This window comes from Halomonas sp. YLB-10 (assembly GCF_003856855.1).
In the GTDB taxonomy this organism is placed as follows: domain Bacteria; phylum Pseudomonadota; class Gammaproteobacteria; order Pseudomonadales; family Halomonadaceae; genus Halomonas; species Halomonas litopenaei.
The window spans coordinates 49,529-67,495 of sequence record NZ_RRCU01000011.1; the positions used below are offsets into that span (position 1 = coordinate 49,529).

The 17,967-nt window shown below is 66.4% G+C and carries 16 protein-coding genes; 6 read left to right on the forward strand and 10 right to left on the reverse strand.

Translation table 11 applies throughout. From position 1 onward, the window contains the following. Positions 1–243: 243 nt before the first annotated feature. From EBB56_RS20630 to EBB56_RS20655, 6 genes are all read left to right on the forward strand, one after another. The gene (locus EBB56_RS20630; protein WP_045993508.1) at positions 244–1,005 is read left to right on the forward strand and encodes a sulfite exporter TauE/SafE family protein; all 762 of its coding nucleotides are present in this window, start codon (positions 244–246) and stop codon (positions 1,003–1,005) included. 160 nt (positions 1,006–1,165) lie between these two features. Continuing rightward, positions 1,166–4,015, forward strand: a complete 2,850-nt coding sequence (locus tag EBB56_RS20635) for an HD domain-containing phosphohydrolase (protein ID WP_045993507.1) — start codon at positions 1,166–1,168, stop codon at positions 4,013–4,015. A gap of 140 nt (positions 4,016–4,155) precedes the next feature. Beyond that, on the forward strand, positions 4,156–7,026 hold the full coding sequence (locus EBB56_RS22240; RefSeq protein WP_045993506.1) for an HD domain-containing phosphohydrolase: 2,871 nt from the start codon (positions 4,156–4,158) through the stop codon (positions 7,024–7,026). 208 nt (positions 7,027–7,234) lie between these two features. Further along, positions 7,235–8,779 carry a D-alanyl-D-alanine carboxypeptidase gene (locus EBB56_RS20645; RefSeq protein WP_045993505.1) on the forward strand — a complete coding sequence of 515 codons (1,545 nt, stop codon included), beginning with the start codon at positions 7,235–7,237 and terminating at the stop codon, positions 8,777–8,779. A 240-nt stretch (positions 8,780–9,019) separates the two neighbouring features. Further along, the gene (locus EBB56_RS20650; RefSeq protein WP_045993504.1) at positions 9,020–9,895 is read left to right on the forward strand and encodes a DMT family transporter; all 876 of its coding nucleotides are present in this window, start codon (positions 9,020–9,022) and stop codon (positions 9,893–9,895) included. Positions 9,896–9,987: 92 nt separating this feature from the next. Then, a complete protein-coding gene (locus EBB56_RS20655) occupies positions 9,988–10,551 on the forward strand; it encodes a cytochrome b/b6 domain-containing protein (RefSeq protein ID WP_045993503.1) in 564 nt (187 codons plus the stop codon). 46 nt (positions 10,552–10,597) lie between these two features. On the opposite strand, the gene thiE is transcribed toward EBB56_RS20655, so the two are convergent. The 10 genes from thiE to EBB56_RS20705 form a co-directional block, all read right to left on the reverse strand. Further along, positions 10,598–11,260, reverse strand: coding sequence for a thiamine phosphate synthase (gene thiE / locus EBB56_RS20660; protein ID WP_260425405.1), 663 nt, complete (start codon positions 11,258–11,260; stop codon positions 10,598–10,600). 39 nt (positions 11,261–11,299) lie between these two features. Continuing rightward, positions 11,300–12,118, reverse strand: a complete 819-nt coding sequence (gene thiM / locus EBB56_RS20665) for a hydroxyethylthiazole kinase (RefSeq protein ID WP_045993502.1) — start codon at positions 12,116–12,118, stop codon at positions 11,300–11,302. 148 nt (positions 12,119–12,266) lie between these two features. Next, on the reverse strand, positions 12,267–12,554 hold the full coding sequence (locus EBB56_RS20670; protein ID WP_045993501.1) for a hypothetical protein: 288 nt from the start codon (positions 12,552–12,554) through the stop codon (positions 12,267–12,269). Between the two features lie 362 nt (positions 12,555–12,916). Continuing rightward, on the reverse strand, positions 12,917–13,252 hold the full coding sequence (locus EBB56_RS20675; protein WP_124805220.1) for a hypothetical protein: 336 nt from the start codon (positions 13,250–13,252) through the stop codon (positions 12,917–12,919). Next, positions 13,249–14,037, reverse strand: coding sequence for an ABC transporter ATP-binding protein (locus EBB56_RS20680; protein WP_124805221.1), 789 nt, complete (start codon positions 14,035–14,037; stop codon positions 13,249–13,251). Before EBB56_RS20680 ends, EBB56_RS20675 begins: the two co-directional genes overlap by 4 nt. After that, positions 14,025–14,786, reverse strand: a complete 762-nt coding sequence (locus EBB56_RS20685; RefSeq protein WP_108132144.1) for an ABC transporter permease — start codon at positions 14,784–14,786, stop codon at positions 14,025–14,027. The genes EBB56_RS20680 and EBB56_RS20685 overlap by 13 nt, the downstream gene beginning before the upstream one ends. Continuing rightward, a complete protein-coding gene (locus EBB56_RS20690) occupies positions 14,783–15,829 on the reverse strand; it encodes an ABC transporter substrate-binding protein (protein WP_045993498.1) in 1,047 nt (348 codons plus the stop codon). The genes EBB56_RS20685 and EBB56_RS20690 overlap by 4 nt, the downstream gene beginning before the upstream one ends. A gap of 315 nt (positions 15,830–16,144) precedes the next feature. After that, complete coding sequence (locus EBB56_RS20695) at positions 16,145–16,783, reverse strand: peroxiredoxin (protein WP_108132145.1); 639 nt, start codon at positions 16,781–16,783, stop codon at positions 16,145–16,147. Positions 16,784–16,874: 91 nt separating this feature from the next. Next, on the reverse strand, positions 16,875–17,321 hold the full coding sequence (locus tag EBB56_RS20700; protein ID WP_240184218.1) for a C40 family peptidase: 447 nt from the start codon (positions 17,319–17,321) through the stop codon (positions 16,875–16,877). A gap of 280 nt (positions 17,322–17,601) precedes the next feature. Beyond that, positions 17,602–17,946, reverse strand: coding sequence for a hypothetical protein (locus EBB56_RS20705; protein ID WP_045993496.1), 345 nt, complete (start codon positions 17,944–17,946; stop codon positions 17,602–17,604). Between the last annotated feature and the right edge of the window lie 21 nt (positions 17,947–17,967).

Below are 17,967 nucleotides of genomic sequence, written 5' to 3' on the forward strand. Positions count from 1 at the left end.
TGATTGGCCTGAGCCTCTTCTCTGTATCAGCCGCTGAATGTGCCCATCGCTGATCCTGTCGTCACGGCTCTTGCCTTCACGGAAAGTACCCGCGCCGATCGATCTTCCGCCCGGAAGATCGATCGGCGTTGGCGTTGGCGTTGCGGGTAGCGAGGCGATGTTGGCGGGCAGGTCGTCAGCGAGTGCGAGCCGTGGCACACAAAGGTAAGCTTCTGGCTTTTCTTGTCTCAGGAGTTTGTCGCCATGGAGTGGCTCGCCGCTATCTCGCCGCTGTCCCCCGTCGTCAGTCTCGGCCTGATCCTGCTGTCCGGTGTCACCTCGATGATCAGCGCGTCGCTGGGCGTGGGCGGCGGCACCCTGTTGATCATGACCATGGCCCAGGTGATGCCGGCGGCGGCGCTGATTCCGGTGCATGGCATGGTCCAGCTGGGCTCCAACGGCGGACGCCTGGCCATGAGCTGGCGGCACGTCCACTGGCCGCTGCTGGCGACCTTTGTCCCCGGTGCCCTGGTCGGCGCCCTGGTGGCCGGCTGGCTGCTGATCCGCCTGCCCAGCGGGGTGCTGGAACTGTCGATTGCCGCCTTTGTGCTCTATACCCTGTGGGGGCCGGGGCTGCCCAAGCGCGCCCTGGGCCGCCTGGGCACCCTGATCGCCGGCGCCGTCACCACCCTGTTGTCCAGCTTTGTCGGCGCCAGTGGGCCCATGGTGGCGGCCTTCGTCAAGCAGCACGGCAACTCCCGCCAGGGCACGGTGGCCACCTTCGCCGCCTGCATGACCTTCCAGCACCTGACCAAGGCCTTCGTCTTCGGCGTCGCCGGTTTCCTGTTCGCCGACTGGCTGTGGTTGATCCTGCTGATGATCGGCGTCGGGGTGCTGGGCACCTGGCTTGGACTGCGCCTGTTGCATCACGTGTCGGAGCGGCGTTTCGACACCGGATTCCGGGTGGTGTTGACCGCGCTGTCGCTGCGTCTGGTGTGGCTGGGCATGACGCGGCTGCTGACCTGAACGTCTGGGCAGGCACGGCCGCCATGGGCGAGGGTCAAGACGAAAGATGTGGGCGAAGTAGTGCATAGGGGGTAGTTGCCCCCCGCTCCAGAGCGGCTGAATTGGCATAGAGTGATAGGTAGTCGTCACTGCTGGTCGACTGCCACCCTCGAGTCCTTCAATGCCTCTATTTGCCCGCCGTGAACTCCCGATCCAATGGCTTATCGCTGCCTCCATCGTCGGCATGACGCTGATGATGGCCGGTCTGCTGCTGTGGCAGTCGTGGGATCAGGCTCGGGACTCGCTGGTCGAGGCGCTGCAGCGATCCAGCCAGCAGCTGTCGGCGACGGTGGAGGTCAAGACCCGCTCGCTGATCGAACCTTCCAGGGCGATGCTCGGTGTGCTGAGCAGAGAAACGAGCATCGAGAACTTCGACAGTGCCCGAAGCGATCATCTACTGCCCATGCTGGCGGCGGTGGTCGACGCCCAGGAGGTGCTGGGAGGCGCCTACATCGGCTCCGACAACGGCGACTTTCTGATGGTTCGCGCCATCGAGCGACTGTCGCCCGGGGCAGTATCCGACTCATTGAATCTGGCCGGTGGCACTTACCTGGCGCTGATCCTGCACGGCGACAGGCGGCAAGGCATGGCTGGCTACTGGCAGGTACTCGACGATGAGGCGAGGGAGCTACGTCGCATCGCCATCGAGAGCCACGGCCTGGACCCGCGCGATCGACCCTGGTTTCGTCAGGCGCTGGACGAGCACGGCCCGCAGCTATCGGCGCCCTATACCTTCTTCACCAACGGTGAGCAGGGCGTCACCCTGTCCCAGCGATCCCGTGATGGACGCGCCGTGCTTGGCATCGACATGACCTCCGCGGATCTCGGTAAGGAAATCCATGCGTTTGCCACCACCCAGGGGTCACTGCTGGCCATCACTACCCCCGAGGGCGATGTGCTCGCCCACAACGCGGACAAGGATGCGGCGCTGTTGCCGGGGACCTCGCTGGAGGATCTGGGCGAGGCGCCGTTGATCGAGCTCAAGGATCAGGGGGTGCTGGCGACGCCGGTCCGTTACTTCTGTGGTGAGCAGTACTGGTGGGGGCTGGCGCTGCCCTTCGACATGCTCGGCAGTCGACTGGCCTGGCTGCTGGTGGCCATGCCGGAGCGGGAGCTGATGGCGAGCCTGCGTGAATCCCTGTGGCACCGTCTGTTGCTGTCGCTGGGGCTGGTGACGCTGATGGTGCCACTCGGCATCCTGCTGGGTCGCCGACTCGGGCGCCCACTGCGCGAACTGGGTGAGCAGGTACGGACCATCTCCGAGTTCGACCTCGATGCCTATCGCGGGGTCGACTCCCGGGTGCGCGAGGTGGCTCACCTGTCCGGTGCGCTGGACACTCTGGTGCATCGCGTCGGCGAGTTTCGGCGCATCAATCGCATGCTGGGACGCGAGCGCCGACTCGACGTGATGCTCGACGGCATCCTCGATGAGCTGTTGAACGTCACCGGCAGCCACCACGGGGTCATCTATCTGGCCAATGAGGACAGTTCCGGCCGCCTGTCGCCGGTCGCCGAGGCGGGTCAGGGATGGGGCGATGCCTCCTTGCCGGCGACGCTCGAGGTCGACCAGGACTCGGGCCCTCTGCTGGAGGTGCGGCGAGCGCTGGAGGCGCAAGGGTATCTGGTGCAGTCGCTGCGCGACCGCGCCGGCAAGCGTCTCGGGATACTGCTGCTGGCGCACCGGGACGGTGGTCAGGATGATGACCAGTGGCGCACCTTCGTCGCCGAGGTGTCATCGGTGGCGGCGGTGGCCATCGACATGCGCCGCCTGCTCGAGGGCGAGGCGCGTCTGCTGGACGCCATGATTCAGCTGGTCGCCAGGGCCACCGATGCCAAGTCACCCCACACCGGTGGACACTGTACCCGGGTACCGCAGCTGGCGGAGATGCTGATCGATGAGGTGGACCGGGCGCGCCAGGGCCCTTTTGCTGCGGTTCACCTCAGCGAGGAAGAGCGCGCCACCTTCCACCTGGCGGCCTGGCTGCACGACTGCGGCAAGCTGACCACCCCAGACCACATCATGGAGAAGGCCACCAAGCTCGAGACCCGTTACAACCGGATCCACGAGATCCGTACCCGCTTCGAGGTGCTGTGGCGAGACGCCGAACTTGATTACTGGCGCGCCATCGCCCAGGGGGGCGAAGCAACAAAGCTTGACCAGGTACTGCAGCGTCGGCGCCAGGAGCTGCAGGAGGCCTACGCCTGCGTCGCCGAGGCCAACCATGGCCGCGAGGCGATGAGCGAGGCCGACTGCCAGCGCTTGAAGACCATCGGCGAGTGGCGCTGGCTGCGTTACTTCGATGACCGCCTGGGGCTGTCGCGGGCCGAACTGGACAACATGGCCGAAGAACCCCGTCGCGCCTTGCCTTCAGAAGAATGTCTGCTTGCCGATCTGCCCCGTCATCGCATTGCCTGGCAGCGTCCCTGTCCCCCGGTGCATCCCGAGGACCCCGACAATCACTGGGGCTTTTCGATGGAGCCGCCGTCCCTGGCGGAGCATCAGGGGGAGCTCTACAACCTGTGCATCGCCCGGGGCACGCTCAACGACGTCGAACGCTTCCGCATGCAGGAGCACGTGATCCAGACCATCATCATGCTCGAGTCTCTGCCCTGGCCCGCTCACCTGAAGCGAGTGCCGGAGATCGCCGGCAATCACCATGAGCGCATGGACGGACAGGGGTATCCGCGGCGGCTGCGACTCGGCGAGGCCAGCCTGGAAGAGCGGATCATGGCGCTGGCGGATGTGTTCGAGGCGCTGACCGCCTCCGATCGTCCCTACAAGAGTGGCCTGCCGCTGTCCCGCGCACTGGAGATCCTGGCTGACATGGTCAAGGACGGCCACCTGGACCCGGCGGTCTTCGAGTTGCTGCTGGATAGCGGCGTGTGGCGGCGCTACGCCGATACCTTTGTGGCCGACCGACAGATCGACCAGGTCGATATCGATGCCATCCGGGCCCGAGCTCGGCGTTGACCTAACGTGGAGCCTGCCGCTGTGTTCGGGATACGCGTCTGCAGATCTGCACATATAGTGGAGAGAGCGCTACCCCTTTCGGCTTAGGGCGTTTCGTCACGCTTGAAAGTCCCGTTTGCCTCGTCACGAGAGGTCCGACCATGTACCGCCATCGACTCGTCATTCCGGTGCAGTGGCTGATCGGTATCGTTATCGTCGGGGTGATGGTGGTGATGGCGGTGGCGCTGCTGGGGTTCTCCTGGCACCAGTCCCAGCGCACGCTGGGGGCGACCCTGGAAGAGACCTCGGCCCAGCTGGTCGACACCCTGGAGGCGCGTACCCAGGCGCTGGTGAGGCCGGCACGGGTGGCCATCGACATGCTGGCCAACGGGGCCCCGGGCGAGGCCGACGACTGGGACGGCCGGCTGGCAGCGTTGCCGCTGATGAGGGCGGCGCTGGAAGCCCATCGACTGGTCGACGCCGTCTACATCGGCTATGGCAGCGGCGACTTCCTGATGTTTCGCGCGGTGGATCGCATGCTCGAGAGCAAGCGACCCGACCTCGTCAACAACGACGGCCAGGACGCGGCCTACCTGGCGCTGGTGGTGGATGCACGCCCTGGCCAGCCACCGCAGAGTGAATGGCATCTGTTCGATCCATCGCTTGCTCCGCTCGGGCGCGAGCGACTCGACCAGTACTTCTTCGATCCGCGCAGCCGTCCCTGGTTTCAGCAGGCCCCCGAGGGTGACGCCCCTTTCCTGACCGCTCCCTATGTGTTTTTCAACACTGGCGAAATCGGCATCAGCATGGCGCGCCGCAGCGGTGACGCCGTGGTCGGCCTGGATGTCGCCTCGCGGGACCTCGGCGTCGGCCTGGATGACCTGCGGTTGACGCCGCAGACACGCATGGCGGTGGTCACCGCCTCCGGCCAGGCGCTGGCGACCACCCTGGACGCCACACTGGATCCTGGGCTCGGCAACGCCCGCCAATTGTCCTCTTTCGAGGATCTGGCCATGCCGGTGCTGGCGCAATTGTTGAGCACGAACGTCGACCAGCCGCCGCGGCGGTTGTCCCATGACGGTCGCCAGTGGTGGGGGCTGGTGCTGCCCTTTGTCACCCTGGGGGGCGAGGCCACGCGGCTGATGGCAGCGGTCCCGGAAGACGAGCTGACCTCCGATGTGCGCCAGATGATGCTGGAGAGTTCGTTGCTGGCGGGGGCCGTGACACTGGCCTTGTTGCCGCTGGGGGTGCTGCTGGGACGACGACTGGGGCGTCCATTGCGGGAGTTGTCCGGACAGGTCGAGGCGCTCGGGCGCTACGATTTTTCCGCCTGCGACGGTGTCGGCTCGCGGGTGACCGAGGTGCGCGGGCTCAGCGTGGCACTGCGCCGGCTGGCGCGTGGTATCGAGGGCTTTGGACGCATCACCCGGGTGCTCAACAGCGAGCCACGCCTGGATCGCATGCTGACCAGCATTCTCGAGGATCTGCTGCGCGGCACCGGCAGTCGCGCCGGGGCCATCTACCTGGCCGATGAACAGGACGAGGGACGCTTCGCTCGGATCGCCAGGGAGGGGGAGGCGAGGGACCCCGATGCGGACCCACGGAGTCGGGAGCTGCGACTGCAGGAAGGCTCCGAGGCCGAGCTCGAGGCGCTGATCGAGCGCTTTGAGGCGGCCGGCTATCTGTTGCAGCCGCTGCGTAACCGGGAGGGAGCGACGCTGGGTCTGCTGGCGTTGGCGCGGCGCTCGCTGGACGATGACGACGCTCACTGGCGTGCCTTCGTCGCCGAAGTGTCGGCGGCGGCAGCGGTGGCCATCGACCTGAGGCGACTGCTGCGCGGTGAGGCGCGTCTACTGGAGGGCATCGTCCAGCTGGTGGCCCATGCCATCGACGCCAAGTCGCCGCATACCGGAAGCCACTGCTCGCGAGTGCCGGTACTGGCAGAGATGATCGTCGAGGGCATCGATCGCAGCGAGCACGGGGTATACGCCGAGACTCACTTCGACGCGACCCGCCGCAGCGCCTTCCATCTGGCGGCCTGGCTGCATGACTGCGGCAAGCTGGCGATTCCCGACGAGGTGATGGAAAAGGCCACCAAGCTCGAGGCCCGCTACGACCGTATCCATGAGATTCGCACCCGCTTCGAGGTGCTGTGGCGCGATGCCGACGTGGCCTACTGGCAGGGGCGCGCCCACGGTGGCGATCCGGTGACGCTGGAGCGACGGCGCCATGCGCGACAGCAGGAGTTGATCGCAGCCTTCGAATGCGTGGCCGAGGCCAATCGGGGGGGCGAGGCCATCAGCGATGAGCTGCTGGAGCGCCTGACCGTCATCGCCGAGTGGCGCTGGTGGCGGCGCTTCGATGATCGGCTCGGGGTGTCGCGAGATGAGCTCAAGCGCATGTCCCGCGAACCCCTGCGCAGGCTGCCCGCGGAGGAGCGCCTGCTGGCCGACCTGCCACGTCACGAGATTCCCTGGCACCGCTCTCGCCCGGCGGTGGCGCCGGACGACCCCGACAATGTCTGGCGTTTCGACATGCGGCCCAGTGAACTGGCCGGCCATCAGGGCGAGCTTTTCAATCTCAGGGTGTCCCGCGGCACCCTCAACGAGGTCGAGCGATTCCGCATCCAGGAGCACGTGGTCCAGACCATCATGATGCTCGAGGCGCTGCCCTGGCCCGCGCACCTGCGTCGGGTCCCGGCCATCGCCGGCAATCATCACGAGCGCATGGACGGTACCGGTTATCCACGCCGACTGGCGATGAAGGACGCCAGCCTCGAGGAGCGGGTCATGGTGATGGCGGACGTGTTCGAGGCCTTGACCGCCGCGGACCGCCCCTACAAGTCGGCCATGACCCTTTCCCGGGCACTGGCGACGCTGGCCGACATGGTGCGGGAGGGCCATCTGGACCCCGAGATCTTCCGGCTGATGCTGGAGCAGCGGATCTACAGCGACTACGCCGAACGCTTCTTGACGCCGGCCCAGCGTGATAGCGTTGATACCGAGGCGCTGCTGGCCCGTGCGGGAGTTTGACCTGACGCAAGCGCGCAGGAGTAGGCCCGCTCCGGCTTTTGCCCAAGTGGACGACGACAAAGGCGCCTGCATGAACGGCTGGTTCGCCCGAAATGGTCTATATAATGCCGAGAATGATGGTGAACGCTCGCCAATTTGGCCTGTACAGGCCGGTCAAGTGGGTCATAATGCCGTCAGTGCAGTCTGGAAATCGCAGGGGTTTGGATAAATGGTGACCACAAGGAATTCCGGGTGGCGTTCGCTGACGATGCTGGTCGCGCTGGTGGTGACCTGTCTGATGGTGGTGCAGTCCGCCCAGGCAGGCAATCCGCGCTACGCAGGCATCGTGGTGGACGCCGAGAGTCATGAGATCCTGTACGCGGAAAACGCCGATGAGCGCCGCTATCCGGCCTCACTGACCAAGATGATGACCCTTTATATGCTGTTCGAGGCTCTGGACGGTCGTACCATGAGTCTGGGCCAGCCGCTGCCGGTCTCTTCCCATGCGGCCTCGATGCCGGCGACCAAGCTGTGGCTCAAGCCCGGTGACAGCATCCCGGTGGAGAAGGCCATCCAGGCGTTGGTCGTGCGCTCCGCCAATGACGTGGCGGTGGTGGTGGCCGAGTCCCTGGGCGGTTCCGAGTCTCACTTCGCCGACATGATGACCCGCAAGGCGCGCAGCCTGGGCATGAATAACACCACCTTCCGCAACGCTTCGGGCCTGCCCAACTCCGGCCAGGTCACCACGGCGCGGGACATGGTCATCCTGGCGCGCCGTCTGATGCTGGACTTCCCCCAGTATTACCCCTACTTCTCTCTTACCGAGTTCACCTGGCGTGGCACTCGTCACACCGGTCACAACCGTCTGCTGACCAAGTACCCGGGCACCGATGGTCTCAAGACCGGCTTCATTCGCGCCTCCGGTTTCAATGTGGCGACCTCGGCCACGCGCAATGGACGGCGCATGGTGGCGGTGGTCATGGGCGGCTACACCGCCGCTTCCAGGGATGAGCAGATGATGAGCCTGCTCGACCGTGGCTTCCTGCGGGCTTCGCTGGTCGACGGTCGTGGTTTCCTTGCCAATACCGACGTCTCCGGTGGCGAACTGATGGCGCCTCGCCAGCGTGGGTTGATCTCTGCGCCGACGCCGAGCCGTGTCGCTCAGGTGCCATCGACCGCGGTGCGGCCGTCACGGGTCGAGACCGTGGTTCGTCCGGCCACGCCGACGCTGGCCAGCCGCCAGTCGGCGACAGCGCCGGTGCGCTTCGAGTCCGCCGCCCCGATCATCTCCGATTCGCGTCGTTCTTCGTCCGGTCCCGACCCGCTGCGCAACCTGATCGACCAGCCGAGTGCCTCGGCACCCGCCCTGGCATCGATTCCGGTGGCGGCCTCGGTGCCCGACGCGGCAGCGGCGAGGCCTGAGCCCAGCCCTGTGTCGAGTTCCGTGTCGAGCGCGCCGTCCAGCGCGCCGTCCAGCGTGGCGAGCACGAACACCACCAGCGCGAATGCGAACAGCACCATCGCGCAGACCGGCGACTGGGGGGTCCAGGTGGGGGCGTTCAGCGACATGGACAGCGCGCGCAGCCAGGCCAGCCAGGCGGCCGATCGTCTGGCGGGCGAGATGGCCCACGCCCGGGTAGCGGTGGCGCGAGCCGACAATGCCAACATCTACCGTGCCCGCGTGGTGGACCTGCAGGAAGGCCAGGCCCGTTCGGCCTGTCGGCGACTGCTGCAGCAGGGCATGGACTGCATGGTCGTTCAGGCCAGCCTCTAAGCGTCAGTTCGCGCCACCTTCACGTCGTTCTCCGACAAGGCCCGCCTCTGGCGGGCCTTTTGCTGCATGGCATACACCAGTGCACAGTTCTGGTGCGTCTGTTCTTGCCAGCGAAGCGTTCGCCCCCTAACGTTGTCCCTGTTACCCCCGTCGGCCCCGTGCCGGCGGGGTTCGTTTTTAGGTCAGGTAGATGGTGGTCGTGAGCCACTTGCCATCAGTGCTGCGGACAGGGAGGAGAGCATGGGATCATCGTTCAAGGGTATCGGGTTCATGTGTCTTGGCGTGCTGTGCCTGGCGCTCGGTGACGCCATTTCCAAGTGGCTCGGCGAGGTGCATTCGCCGTTGCAGATCATCTTCTTTCGCACCCTGGTGTCGTTGCCGTTGATCATGCTGCTGGCGCACCAGGGGGGCGGCCTACGCACCCTGTCGACCCGACGTCCTGGGGTGCATCTGATCCGTGGTCTGATCTATACCGGCACCATGGGTTGCTTCGTGCTGGGGTTGACGATGATGCCGCTCGCCGAGGGCACCGCCATCGCCTTCGCCGCGCCGCTGTTTGTCAGCCTGCTGTCGGTCCCGCTGCTGGGCGAGCGGGTGAGCGTGCCGGTGGTGCTGGCGTCGTTGGTGGGCTTTGCCGGTGTATTGGTGATCGTGCGTCCAGGCAGTGAAGGCATCTCGCTGGGTGCTCTGTCGATGCTCGGGGCGGCGGTGTTCTATGCCTTGATGATGATCACCGCTCGGCGCTACGGCGCCCGCGAGCACCTGTGGGCGATGGTGTTCTACATGACCCTGGTGCCCTTTGTGGTGACCGGCGTCGCCCTGCCGCTGGTATGGCAGGCGCCGGCGCTGGAGCATTGGCCGGCCTTTCTCATGTCCGGGGTGCTCGGGGTCGGCGCCACCGCCTTTATTACCCTGGCCTTTCGTCACGCTCCGGCCGCTATCGCCGCCCCCTTCGACTATACCGCCATGCTGTGGGCGGTCCTGCTCGGCTGGATGATCTGGGACGAGGTGCCGGATCTCGGGGTGCTGATCGGCGGCACCCTGATCATCGCCAGCGGCCTGGCGATCGCCTACCAGGAGGGGCGCACCAGCCTCAAGCGGCGCCCTTCGGCCTGAGCTGGGCACTTGCCGTCCTAAGCTTGCCTTAAGTTGCTGCCGTCAGGCTGCCTGTTACGCGACAAGGCGTATCACCTTCAGGGAGCAGGACGATGGCATCGATTCCGTCACATTCAAAAAGCCGGCAGATCAAGGTGTGGGACCCGTTGGTCCGCGTCTTTCACTGGGCGCTGGTGCTGGGGTTTGCCCTCAATTACGCCGAAATTGGCCCTCATCGTTATATCGGCTACACCCTGATGGGGCTGATAGGGCTGCGTGTCGTCTGGGGGCTGGTGGGGCCCTGGTCGGTGCGCTGGTCGAGCTTCTGGCCGACACCCTCGCGCCTTGGAGCGGCGCTCAAGAGACAGGCCGCAGCACAGGAAGCAAAGGAAAACAGTTCCCCTCAGCGCATCACCCATACCCCGCTGGGGGCGGTGATGATGTTGCTGATGCTGGCCTTGCTGGTGGGGCTCGGTACCACCGGCATCTTGATGGTGCACACCGAGCGTTTCCACGATGTGCACTGGATGGAGGAGCTGCACGAGGGCCTCGCCACGGCGGTACTGTGTCTGGTGCCGTTGCACGTGGGCGGCGCCATCCTGGAGGGGCGACGACTGGGCGACAACCTGATCGCCGCAATGGTCCATGGGCGTCGAAGGGTCGGGCCTCGCGTCTGAGGGTCGCGTTCGGCGGTGGGCTGCCTGGCCGGGCTCCCAGGCCGGTTCAGCCTTCCCAGGCCGTCAGCAGGTCCCTCGCGGCGCACGCCGGGTCCGCCTGGCCGCAGATGGCGGAGACCACGGCCATGCCATCGGCGCCGCTTTGACGCACCGCCGAGGCGTGCTCGCGCTTGAGCCCGCCGATGGCCACGCTGGGCAGCGGGCTCGCCGCCACCAGCGAGGTAAGACCATCGAAGCCCAGCGGCGTGGCGTGGTCGCTCTTGGTCGGCGTGGCGAATACCGGCCCGAGTCCGAGATAATCCAGTGCCTGGACATCCAGGCGCGACAGCTGGTCGGGGTGCTGCACCGACAGGCCGATGATCGCCGTCTCGCCCAGCAGGCGGCGGGCTTCGCCCACGTCGCCGTCGTCCTGCCCCAGATGCACGCCGTCGACCTGTGCCTTTAGCGCGACCTGGACACGGTCATTGATGACCAGCGGGACGCCGTGTTCGGCCAGCACCGGTTTCAGTCGGCGCGCCAGTTGCACCAGTTCGTCATCGCTGGCGGTCTTGTCACGTAGCTGCACCAGGCTGACTCCGCCGCGTACCGCCGCCTCCACCGTCGCTTCAATCCCCATGGATGCGCACAGCCCGGGGTCGGTGACCAGATAGAGGCGAAGGCTGCGGGGGGCGAACGGGCGCGCATCAAGGCGTCGAGGAGAGTGGGTCACGAGGGGCTCCTGGTACATGAATCGGGTAGGGCGGTCGGGTCAGTCGAGAGACTCGATGGCGAGAGGTTCCCGCCGTAACAGCGTCTCGGGATTGAGCTGATGCAAGGCGTCGATAAAGGCGACGGCGAAGCTGCCAGGACCCTGGGCGGTGCGGCCGGCGCGACTGCCGGCTTCGCCATAACAGGCCAGGGCCGCGCAGGTGGCGACCAGCGGATCCTGATCGGCGGCGAGAAAGGCCGCGACCACACCGGACAGGGCGCAGCCCAGCGCCGTCACGCGGGGCATCAGCGGGTGTCCACCGGGCACGCGCACCAGCCGCCGGCCGTCGGTGACCAGATCGACCTCACCGGTTACCGCTACCACCGCCTCCTGGCGCCGGGCCAGGGCGACGGCCGCCTGCACGGCGTCGTCGCTGGCGGCAGTGGAGTCGACGCCGCGCCCGCCAAGACCGTCCTCGGCCAGGGCGATGATCTCCGAGGCGTTGCCGCGAATGACGCTGGGCCTCAAGTCCAGCAGCCTGGCGGCCGACTCTCGCCGATAGGCGGTGGCGCCAACGGCGACGGGGTCGAGCACCCAGGGGGTCTGGTGCTCGCCGGCACTGGTGGCAGCCTCGACCATGGCCTCGACCCAGTGAGGCGAGAGCGTACCGATATTGATCAGCACAGCGTCGGCCAATGCCGCGAACTCGGCCGCTTCCTCACGCGCATGGACCATGGCCGGTGAAGCGCCCACGGCCAGCAGCACATTGGCGGCGCTGTTCATGGCCACGTAGTTGGTCAGGCTATGGACCAGCGGCGCCGCCTGGCGCAGCCGGGTCAGCCGTGCGCCGATGTCGGCGCCGGTGAGTGTCGTCGTCATGACAGGCCTCCCTGGCGTTGGACGAAGGCGGTGAGGGTCGCCTTGCAGGGAGTCATGATCCGGTCACTGCGCGCCGCTGTAAAGCGGCGATGGCCTGAGATATCCCCCTTGAGCCGGGAGACGGTGAACCGCGACAGCTCGCCGGGCGTCAGCCCAGCAGTTGCAGTGCGATCAATACCCCCAGGGCGGCGAGGGCGAGCTCGCGAACCGGTACGCCGTTGCCGCTGTCTGTGGCGTCGTCTCGACGCTCCGAGCTTGCGGTTCGGGGCCACAGGGCGAGGCCACCGAGAATCAGGCTGAGGCTACCGAGGGGCAGGCTGATGGACGACCAGAAGGCCATCAGGGCGAGGCCGCCGACCAGGGCCAGAGAGATACGAAGAAGCCCCTTGGTGGCGAAGCGGGGGCGAGTACGGGAGACCTGCTGTAGGAAGGGCATGTTCGGAATTCCTTGTCGGTGCAGGGGGCGGGCCAGAAGACATCTACTGACACCATCGCTAGGGCTGCAGCGTAGCGGCTTTGCCTTAACGCGCGCTTAAGCTTTATTGAAAGATTTGTGACAAGGTCTGATGCGCGAATCTGCAAAATGTTCAGTCGGCGAGCTGCGACATTGGTCGAACGCCATTGGCAGAGCGTGGGAATCGTGGGGGCAGAGGGCGCGTCGCGCCTGGCTCCGTTCTCGCCTTCAAGGGTGACCTGCAAGGGCGACCTGAAAGGGTGACCAGCAAGGGTGATCTGCAAGGGCGACCGCAATGGCCTCCTGCCAAGGCGGTCTGTCTGGACGTGGATCAAACGCGTGCGTCAGGCGCGGATATAGGCCCAGCCCTGGCGCTGGCCCTCGGCCAGGGTGAGTACCGCTGCCTCGACGATGGCCAGTCCCCGGGTGTCGACGATGCCCTGGGCGTCGAGACTGTTGCGACACAGTCTTAACCATACGTCGGTGTCGTCCGGGGTGGCGACGGCGGCCGCCGCGCCGCCGGCATTGGTGATGATCAGCACCTCGGCCTCGGGGCTGGCGGCCTTGAGGTTGCGGGCATTGCGCCTGGCGCGGGCAAGGCTCTCGGCGCAGGGAGCGTGAAGCATCACCTTCAAGCGTGAATCACCCGCTTCGCGGGGGGGCAGGCCGGTATCGCTCATGACGCCTCCGGGGCGGCGCCGATCAATGTTTCCAGATGATGGACCTGGGCGCCGAAGTCGGAATGCTCACGGCGATTGTCGGTGGGCAGCGTGATCTCGAGGGTGTCGATGACCCGCGCCGGGGCCCCGCCCTGATGTCCACCGAGCACCATCACCCGGTCTGCCAGCAGCACCGCCTCTTCGATGTCGTGGGTAACGAAGACGATGGCGGCCTCGGTGCGCTGGCGCAGGTCGATCAACTCGTTCTGCAGGCGACGGCGAGTGATCGCATCCAGCGCCGAGAAGGGCTCATCCATGAACAGCACCCGGGGCTTTACCGCCAGCGCCCGGGCGATGCCGACACGCTGTTGCTGGCCGCCGGACAGGGTGGAAGGAAAGCGCTCGGCCATGTCGCCCAGGCCGACCAGCTCCAGCGGCGCAAGGGCGCGGCGCTGGCGCTCCTCCCGGGACAGCCCCAGTCCCTCGAGCCCGAGCGCCACATTGGCGCGGATGCGTCGCCAGGGAAACAGCCGCGGCGCCTGGAAGACCATCGACCAGGGCCGCGCTCCATCACGTGGGCTCTCGTCCAGCCAGCGCTCGCCTGCCACCGCCGGCAGCAGGCCGCAGAGTGCCCGCAGCAGTGTCGACTTGCCGACCCCGGAGGCACCGACGATGGCGATGAACTCCCGTGGAGCCAGGCGCAGGTCGACATGTTCGAGCACGCGCTGGCCGCCGAAGCCCAAGGCCAGGTCATGGGCCTTGAGCACGCAGGCGTCGGCGTTGCGTTCGGCTGTCAGGGTGTCCATATCAGCAGCCTTTTTTGCAGATGCAGGAAGCCCAGGTCGAACAGGGCGTAGAGCGCCGCAATGGTCAGCATGTAGACCACCACGATATCGGTGGCCAGCAGGCCCGAGGCCTCCATCATGCGCTGGCCGATGCCGGGAATGCCGAACAGTTCGGCCGCGACCACGGTCATCCAGCCCTGGCCGAGGCCGGCGCGCAGGCCACCGAGGATGCCGGGGGCCGCCGCTGGCAGGCTGACCTTGGTCAGGCGGGCCAGCAGCGAACCCTGGCCGAAGGCCCTGGCTACCTCGTCATAGCCGGGGTCCACCGCACGCACCGCGCTGTAGCTGGCGAAGTAGTTGATCCAGAACACCCCGATACTGATGATGAAGGCCGCCGCCGATGGCGTGATCCCGAACCAGATGATGGCGAAAGGGATCCAGGCCAGTGGCGGGATCGGGCGCAGCAGGCGCGCCAGCCAGGCGTGCAGGGCGTCGAACACCGGCAGCAGGGCCGCCGCTACGCCCATGGCGATGCCTGCCAGCGAGCCGATAGCCACCCCTACGCTGTAGTGAGACAGGCTCGAGCTGACGACTTCCCACCAGATGCCGTCGACCACCTCGCCCCAGAAGACCGTCGGGATCGCAGAGGGCAGCGGAACCAGATTGCCGGGCAGCAGCCCCAGGCGCAGTGAGATCTCCCAGAGTGCCACAAAGGCGACGAGCCCCAGCGCACCGAGGCCGGTGCGCCGGCTACGAGATACCGACTTCATGGGCTCGTGTCGCCTTCTTCGGCGTCTGCGTCAGCGCTTGCGGTCAGGTCGTCGTACCAGCGGGTGTCGAACAGGGTGTCGATGTCGAGGCCCTGCTTGAGGGTGCCGTTGGCCAGCTGGAAGTCATGCATGGTGCGGGTGCCCTCGACGATCGCGTGGGGATCGGCGCCGTAGTTGGCGAAGGGCGAGGACAGTGCAGCCTCTACGGTTTCCAGCGGCACCAGACGCTTGCCGACGAACTCGCGCACCGAGGGGGCGACCTGCTGTGGCGTATCGACCAGGGCGTGGGTCGCTCGCAGGTGAAGTTCGAGCAAGGTGCTGACGGCATCGGGGCGCTGTTCGAGCAGGCTTTCGCGTGCTGCCAGCACCGCGCCGGGTTGACCCGGCAACATGTCCGAGGCGTGGGCCACGATCTGGGCGTCGTCGAGGCGTTCGGTCACGGTGGAGAGTATCGGCTCCAGGGTCGAGGCGGCGTCCACTGCACCGGCCAGCAGCGCCTGCTGGACACGATCGGCGCCCATGGCGACGATCTCGACGGCGTCACTGCCGATGCCCAGGCGTTCGTCCAGCCAGTAGCGCAATACCGTGTCGGGTACCGAGCCCTTGGGGAAGGTGGCGATCTTGGGCCGACGGCCTTCGCGCTCGGTAAAGTCGGCGATGGCCTGGGCCGGGTCGGCGTCGGCCATCAGGCTGGCCAGTTCGCCGCGGGCGACCAGGCCGATCTGCTCCTGGATGGCGGCCGCCAGTACCTTGATCGGTACCCCGTTGGCGCGAGCCACCATGGCCGGGCCGATACCGAAGTACATGACGTCGAGATCACCCGAGGCCAGCGCCTGGACCATCGCCGGCCCGCTGGAAAAGCGTGTCAGCTCAAGTTCCAGGCCGGCCTCTTCGGTCCAGCCTTCGCCCTCCATCACGAATAGCTGAGCCACCGGCAGGATCGGCATATAACCAACCTCCAGCGGACCTTCGTCGGCGGCGATGGCGGTACCAGGCAGAAGCAGGGCGGCGGCGGTCAGCCAGCGGTAAAGGAGCTGGGGCATGGAGCCCTCCCGGAGCAATGAAGTTAATGATCAGCATGATAACGATCGGGGGACGAGGGCGACACGCAGGCGTGCGATCAATCCGTTATATGCTTATTAGGCGTCGGAAGACGCCGACACGACGATGGCCGCCCGGGGGCGGCCATCGCTGAGGGGACAGGCTGTCTGACGTAGCGGTAGATAGAGAGGGGGCGCTGCTCGTCCCTCCCTCGGCTACTTTCCGTCCTTACTTCTTGCCGGGCTGTTTGACAAAACGGTAGATAAAGAGAGGGGGCGCTGTTCGTCCCCCTCGGACGGTCTCAGTCCTGTTGCTGGTTACTTTTTGCCGGGCTGTTTGACAAAACGCAGGTACGGACGCTGTTCGTCCCAGCCCTCAGGGAACAGGGTCTTGGCCTCGTCGTTGGAGACGGCAGGCACGATGATGCAACGGTCGCCATGGTTCCAGTTCACCGGGGTCGCCACCTTGTAGCCGTCGGTCAGCTGCAGGCTGTCCAGCACCCTCAGGATCTCGTCGAAGTTGCGTCCGGTGCTGGCCGGGTAGGTCAGCGTCAGGCGCACCTTCTTGGCCGGATCGATGATGAATACGCTTCGCACCGTCAGGGTGTCGTTGGCGTTGGGGTGGATCATGTCGTATAGGTCACTGACCTTGCGATCGGCGTCGGCGAGCAGCGGGAAGTTGAGCCCGTGGCCCTGGGTGTCCTCGATATCGCCGGCCCAGGCGTGGTGATCTTCGATGGGGTCCACCGACAGGCCGATGGCCTTGGCGTTGCGTTTGTCGAATTCACCCTTGAGGCGCGACACTTCCCCGAGTTCGGTGGTGCACACCGGGGTGAAGTCCTTGGGGTGAGAGAACAGGATGACCCAGCTGTCACCGGCCCACTCATGAAAGTGAATGGTGCCGGCGGTGCTTTCCTGTGTGAAGTCCGGTGCGGTATCACCCAGTCGTAGCGTCATGGTCGTCTCCTTGGCGGTTGATGGCGACGGGCCCGGACGGACCCGTCGGGTCGATCGGTGAGACCGGGGCGCGGCCTCGTGGCAGCGAGCGTCAGGGCGCCGGCGCGGCCGCCCCGACGAAGCGATCCTGCCAATAGTCTATGGACAGCGAGGTGGTGGTGACCGTTCGCCCGCGTCCGGGCGCGTGGATCATCACATCGTCGCCGGCGTAGATGCCGACATGGCTGACCCCGGGACCCTTGCCGGTAGCGAAGAACAGAAGATCACCCGGCCGTGCCTCGTCGATGGGCGGCAGGCGCCGGTATTGCTCCCGGGATGAGCGCGGCAAGGGGATACCCGCCCGGGAATACGTCATCTGGGCCAGGCCGGAACAGTCCAGCCCGCGCGGATCGTTGCCGCCGAACCGGTAGGGGGTGCCGACGGCGCTGCGCGCCTCGGACAGGATCAGGGCACGTTCCATGGACAGTCCCTGGCCGCCGTCATCGGTGCTCAGCGGGGCCGAGGCACAGCCCCCCAGCAGCACCAGCAGCAGTGCCATCAGGGCTGTCCAAGAGGATCTGGTGTACCACGGCATCGAAGTGGTCATTGCGGCTTTCCCTGCACAGACGAGGCGCCCTCTACGGTACTCTGCCCTACCAGGCAGGCCAAGGGGGCCGAGGCGTAATGTGTCGCTGGCGCCGCAGGCGTAGCGACAACGACAATGACAAGGCGACCAGGCGACCAGGCGACCAGGCGACCAGGCGACCAGGCGACCAGGCGACCAGGCGCGGACGCGACCGACAGGCCGATGCCCCCTGACGACAGGAGATACGTGCCCCCTAACGAAAGGAGATGCGTGTGCCGTTGGCCAGCATCTCGTCGGGGGTCATGGCCTTGCCCTCCACGCCGATCATCTCGTCACCGCACTGGTCGGTCCAGGTCAGGACGCCATGGGTCAGGCCGACGCCGCCGAGTAACTCGCGGATCTCGCCGGTGCCGAGAAAGGTGCGGGTTCGCCCCTTGTCGTCGGCAAGCTCTGTGGTGCCGTTGGCGTGATGAAAGCGCACCGTGTAGATGCCATCCATCGACTCCACCTCGACGATGGGCGAAAACCCGCGGGACAAGGCCTTGGCGAGTGCCTTGAGGGTAATCTGGCGCTCCAGGGTGTAGTCGATGTCAGCCATCTTGGTGTTTCCTCCGGCGAA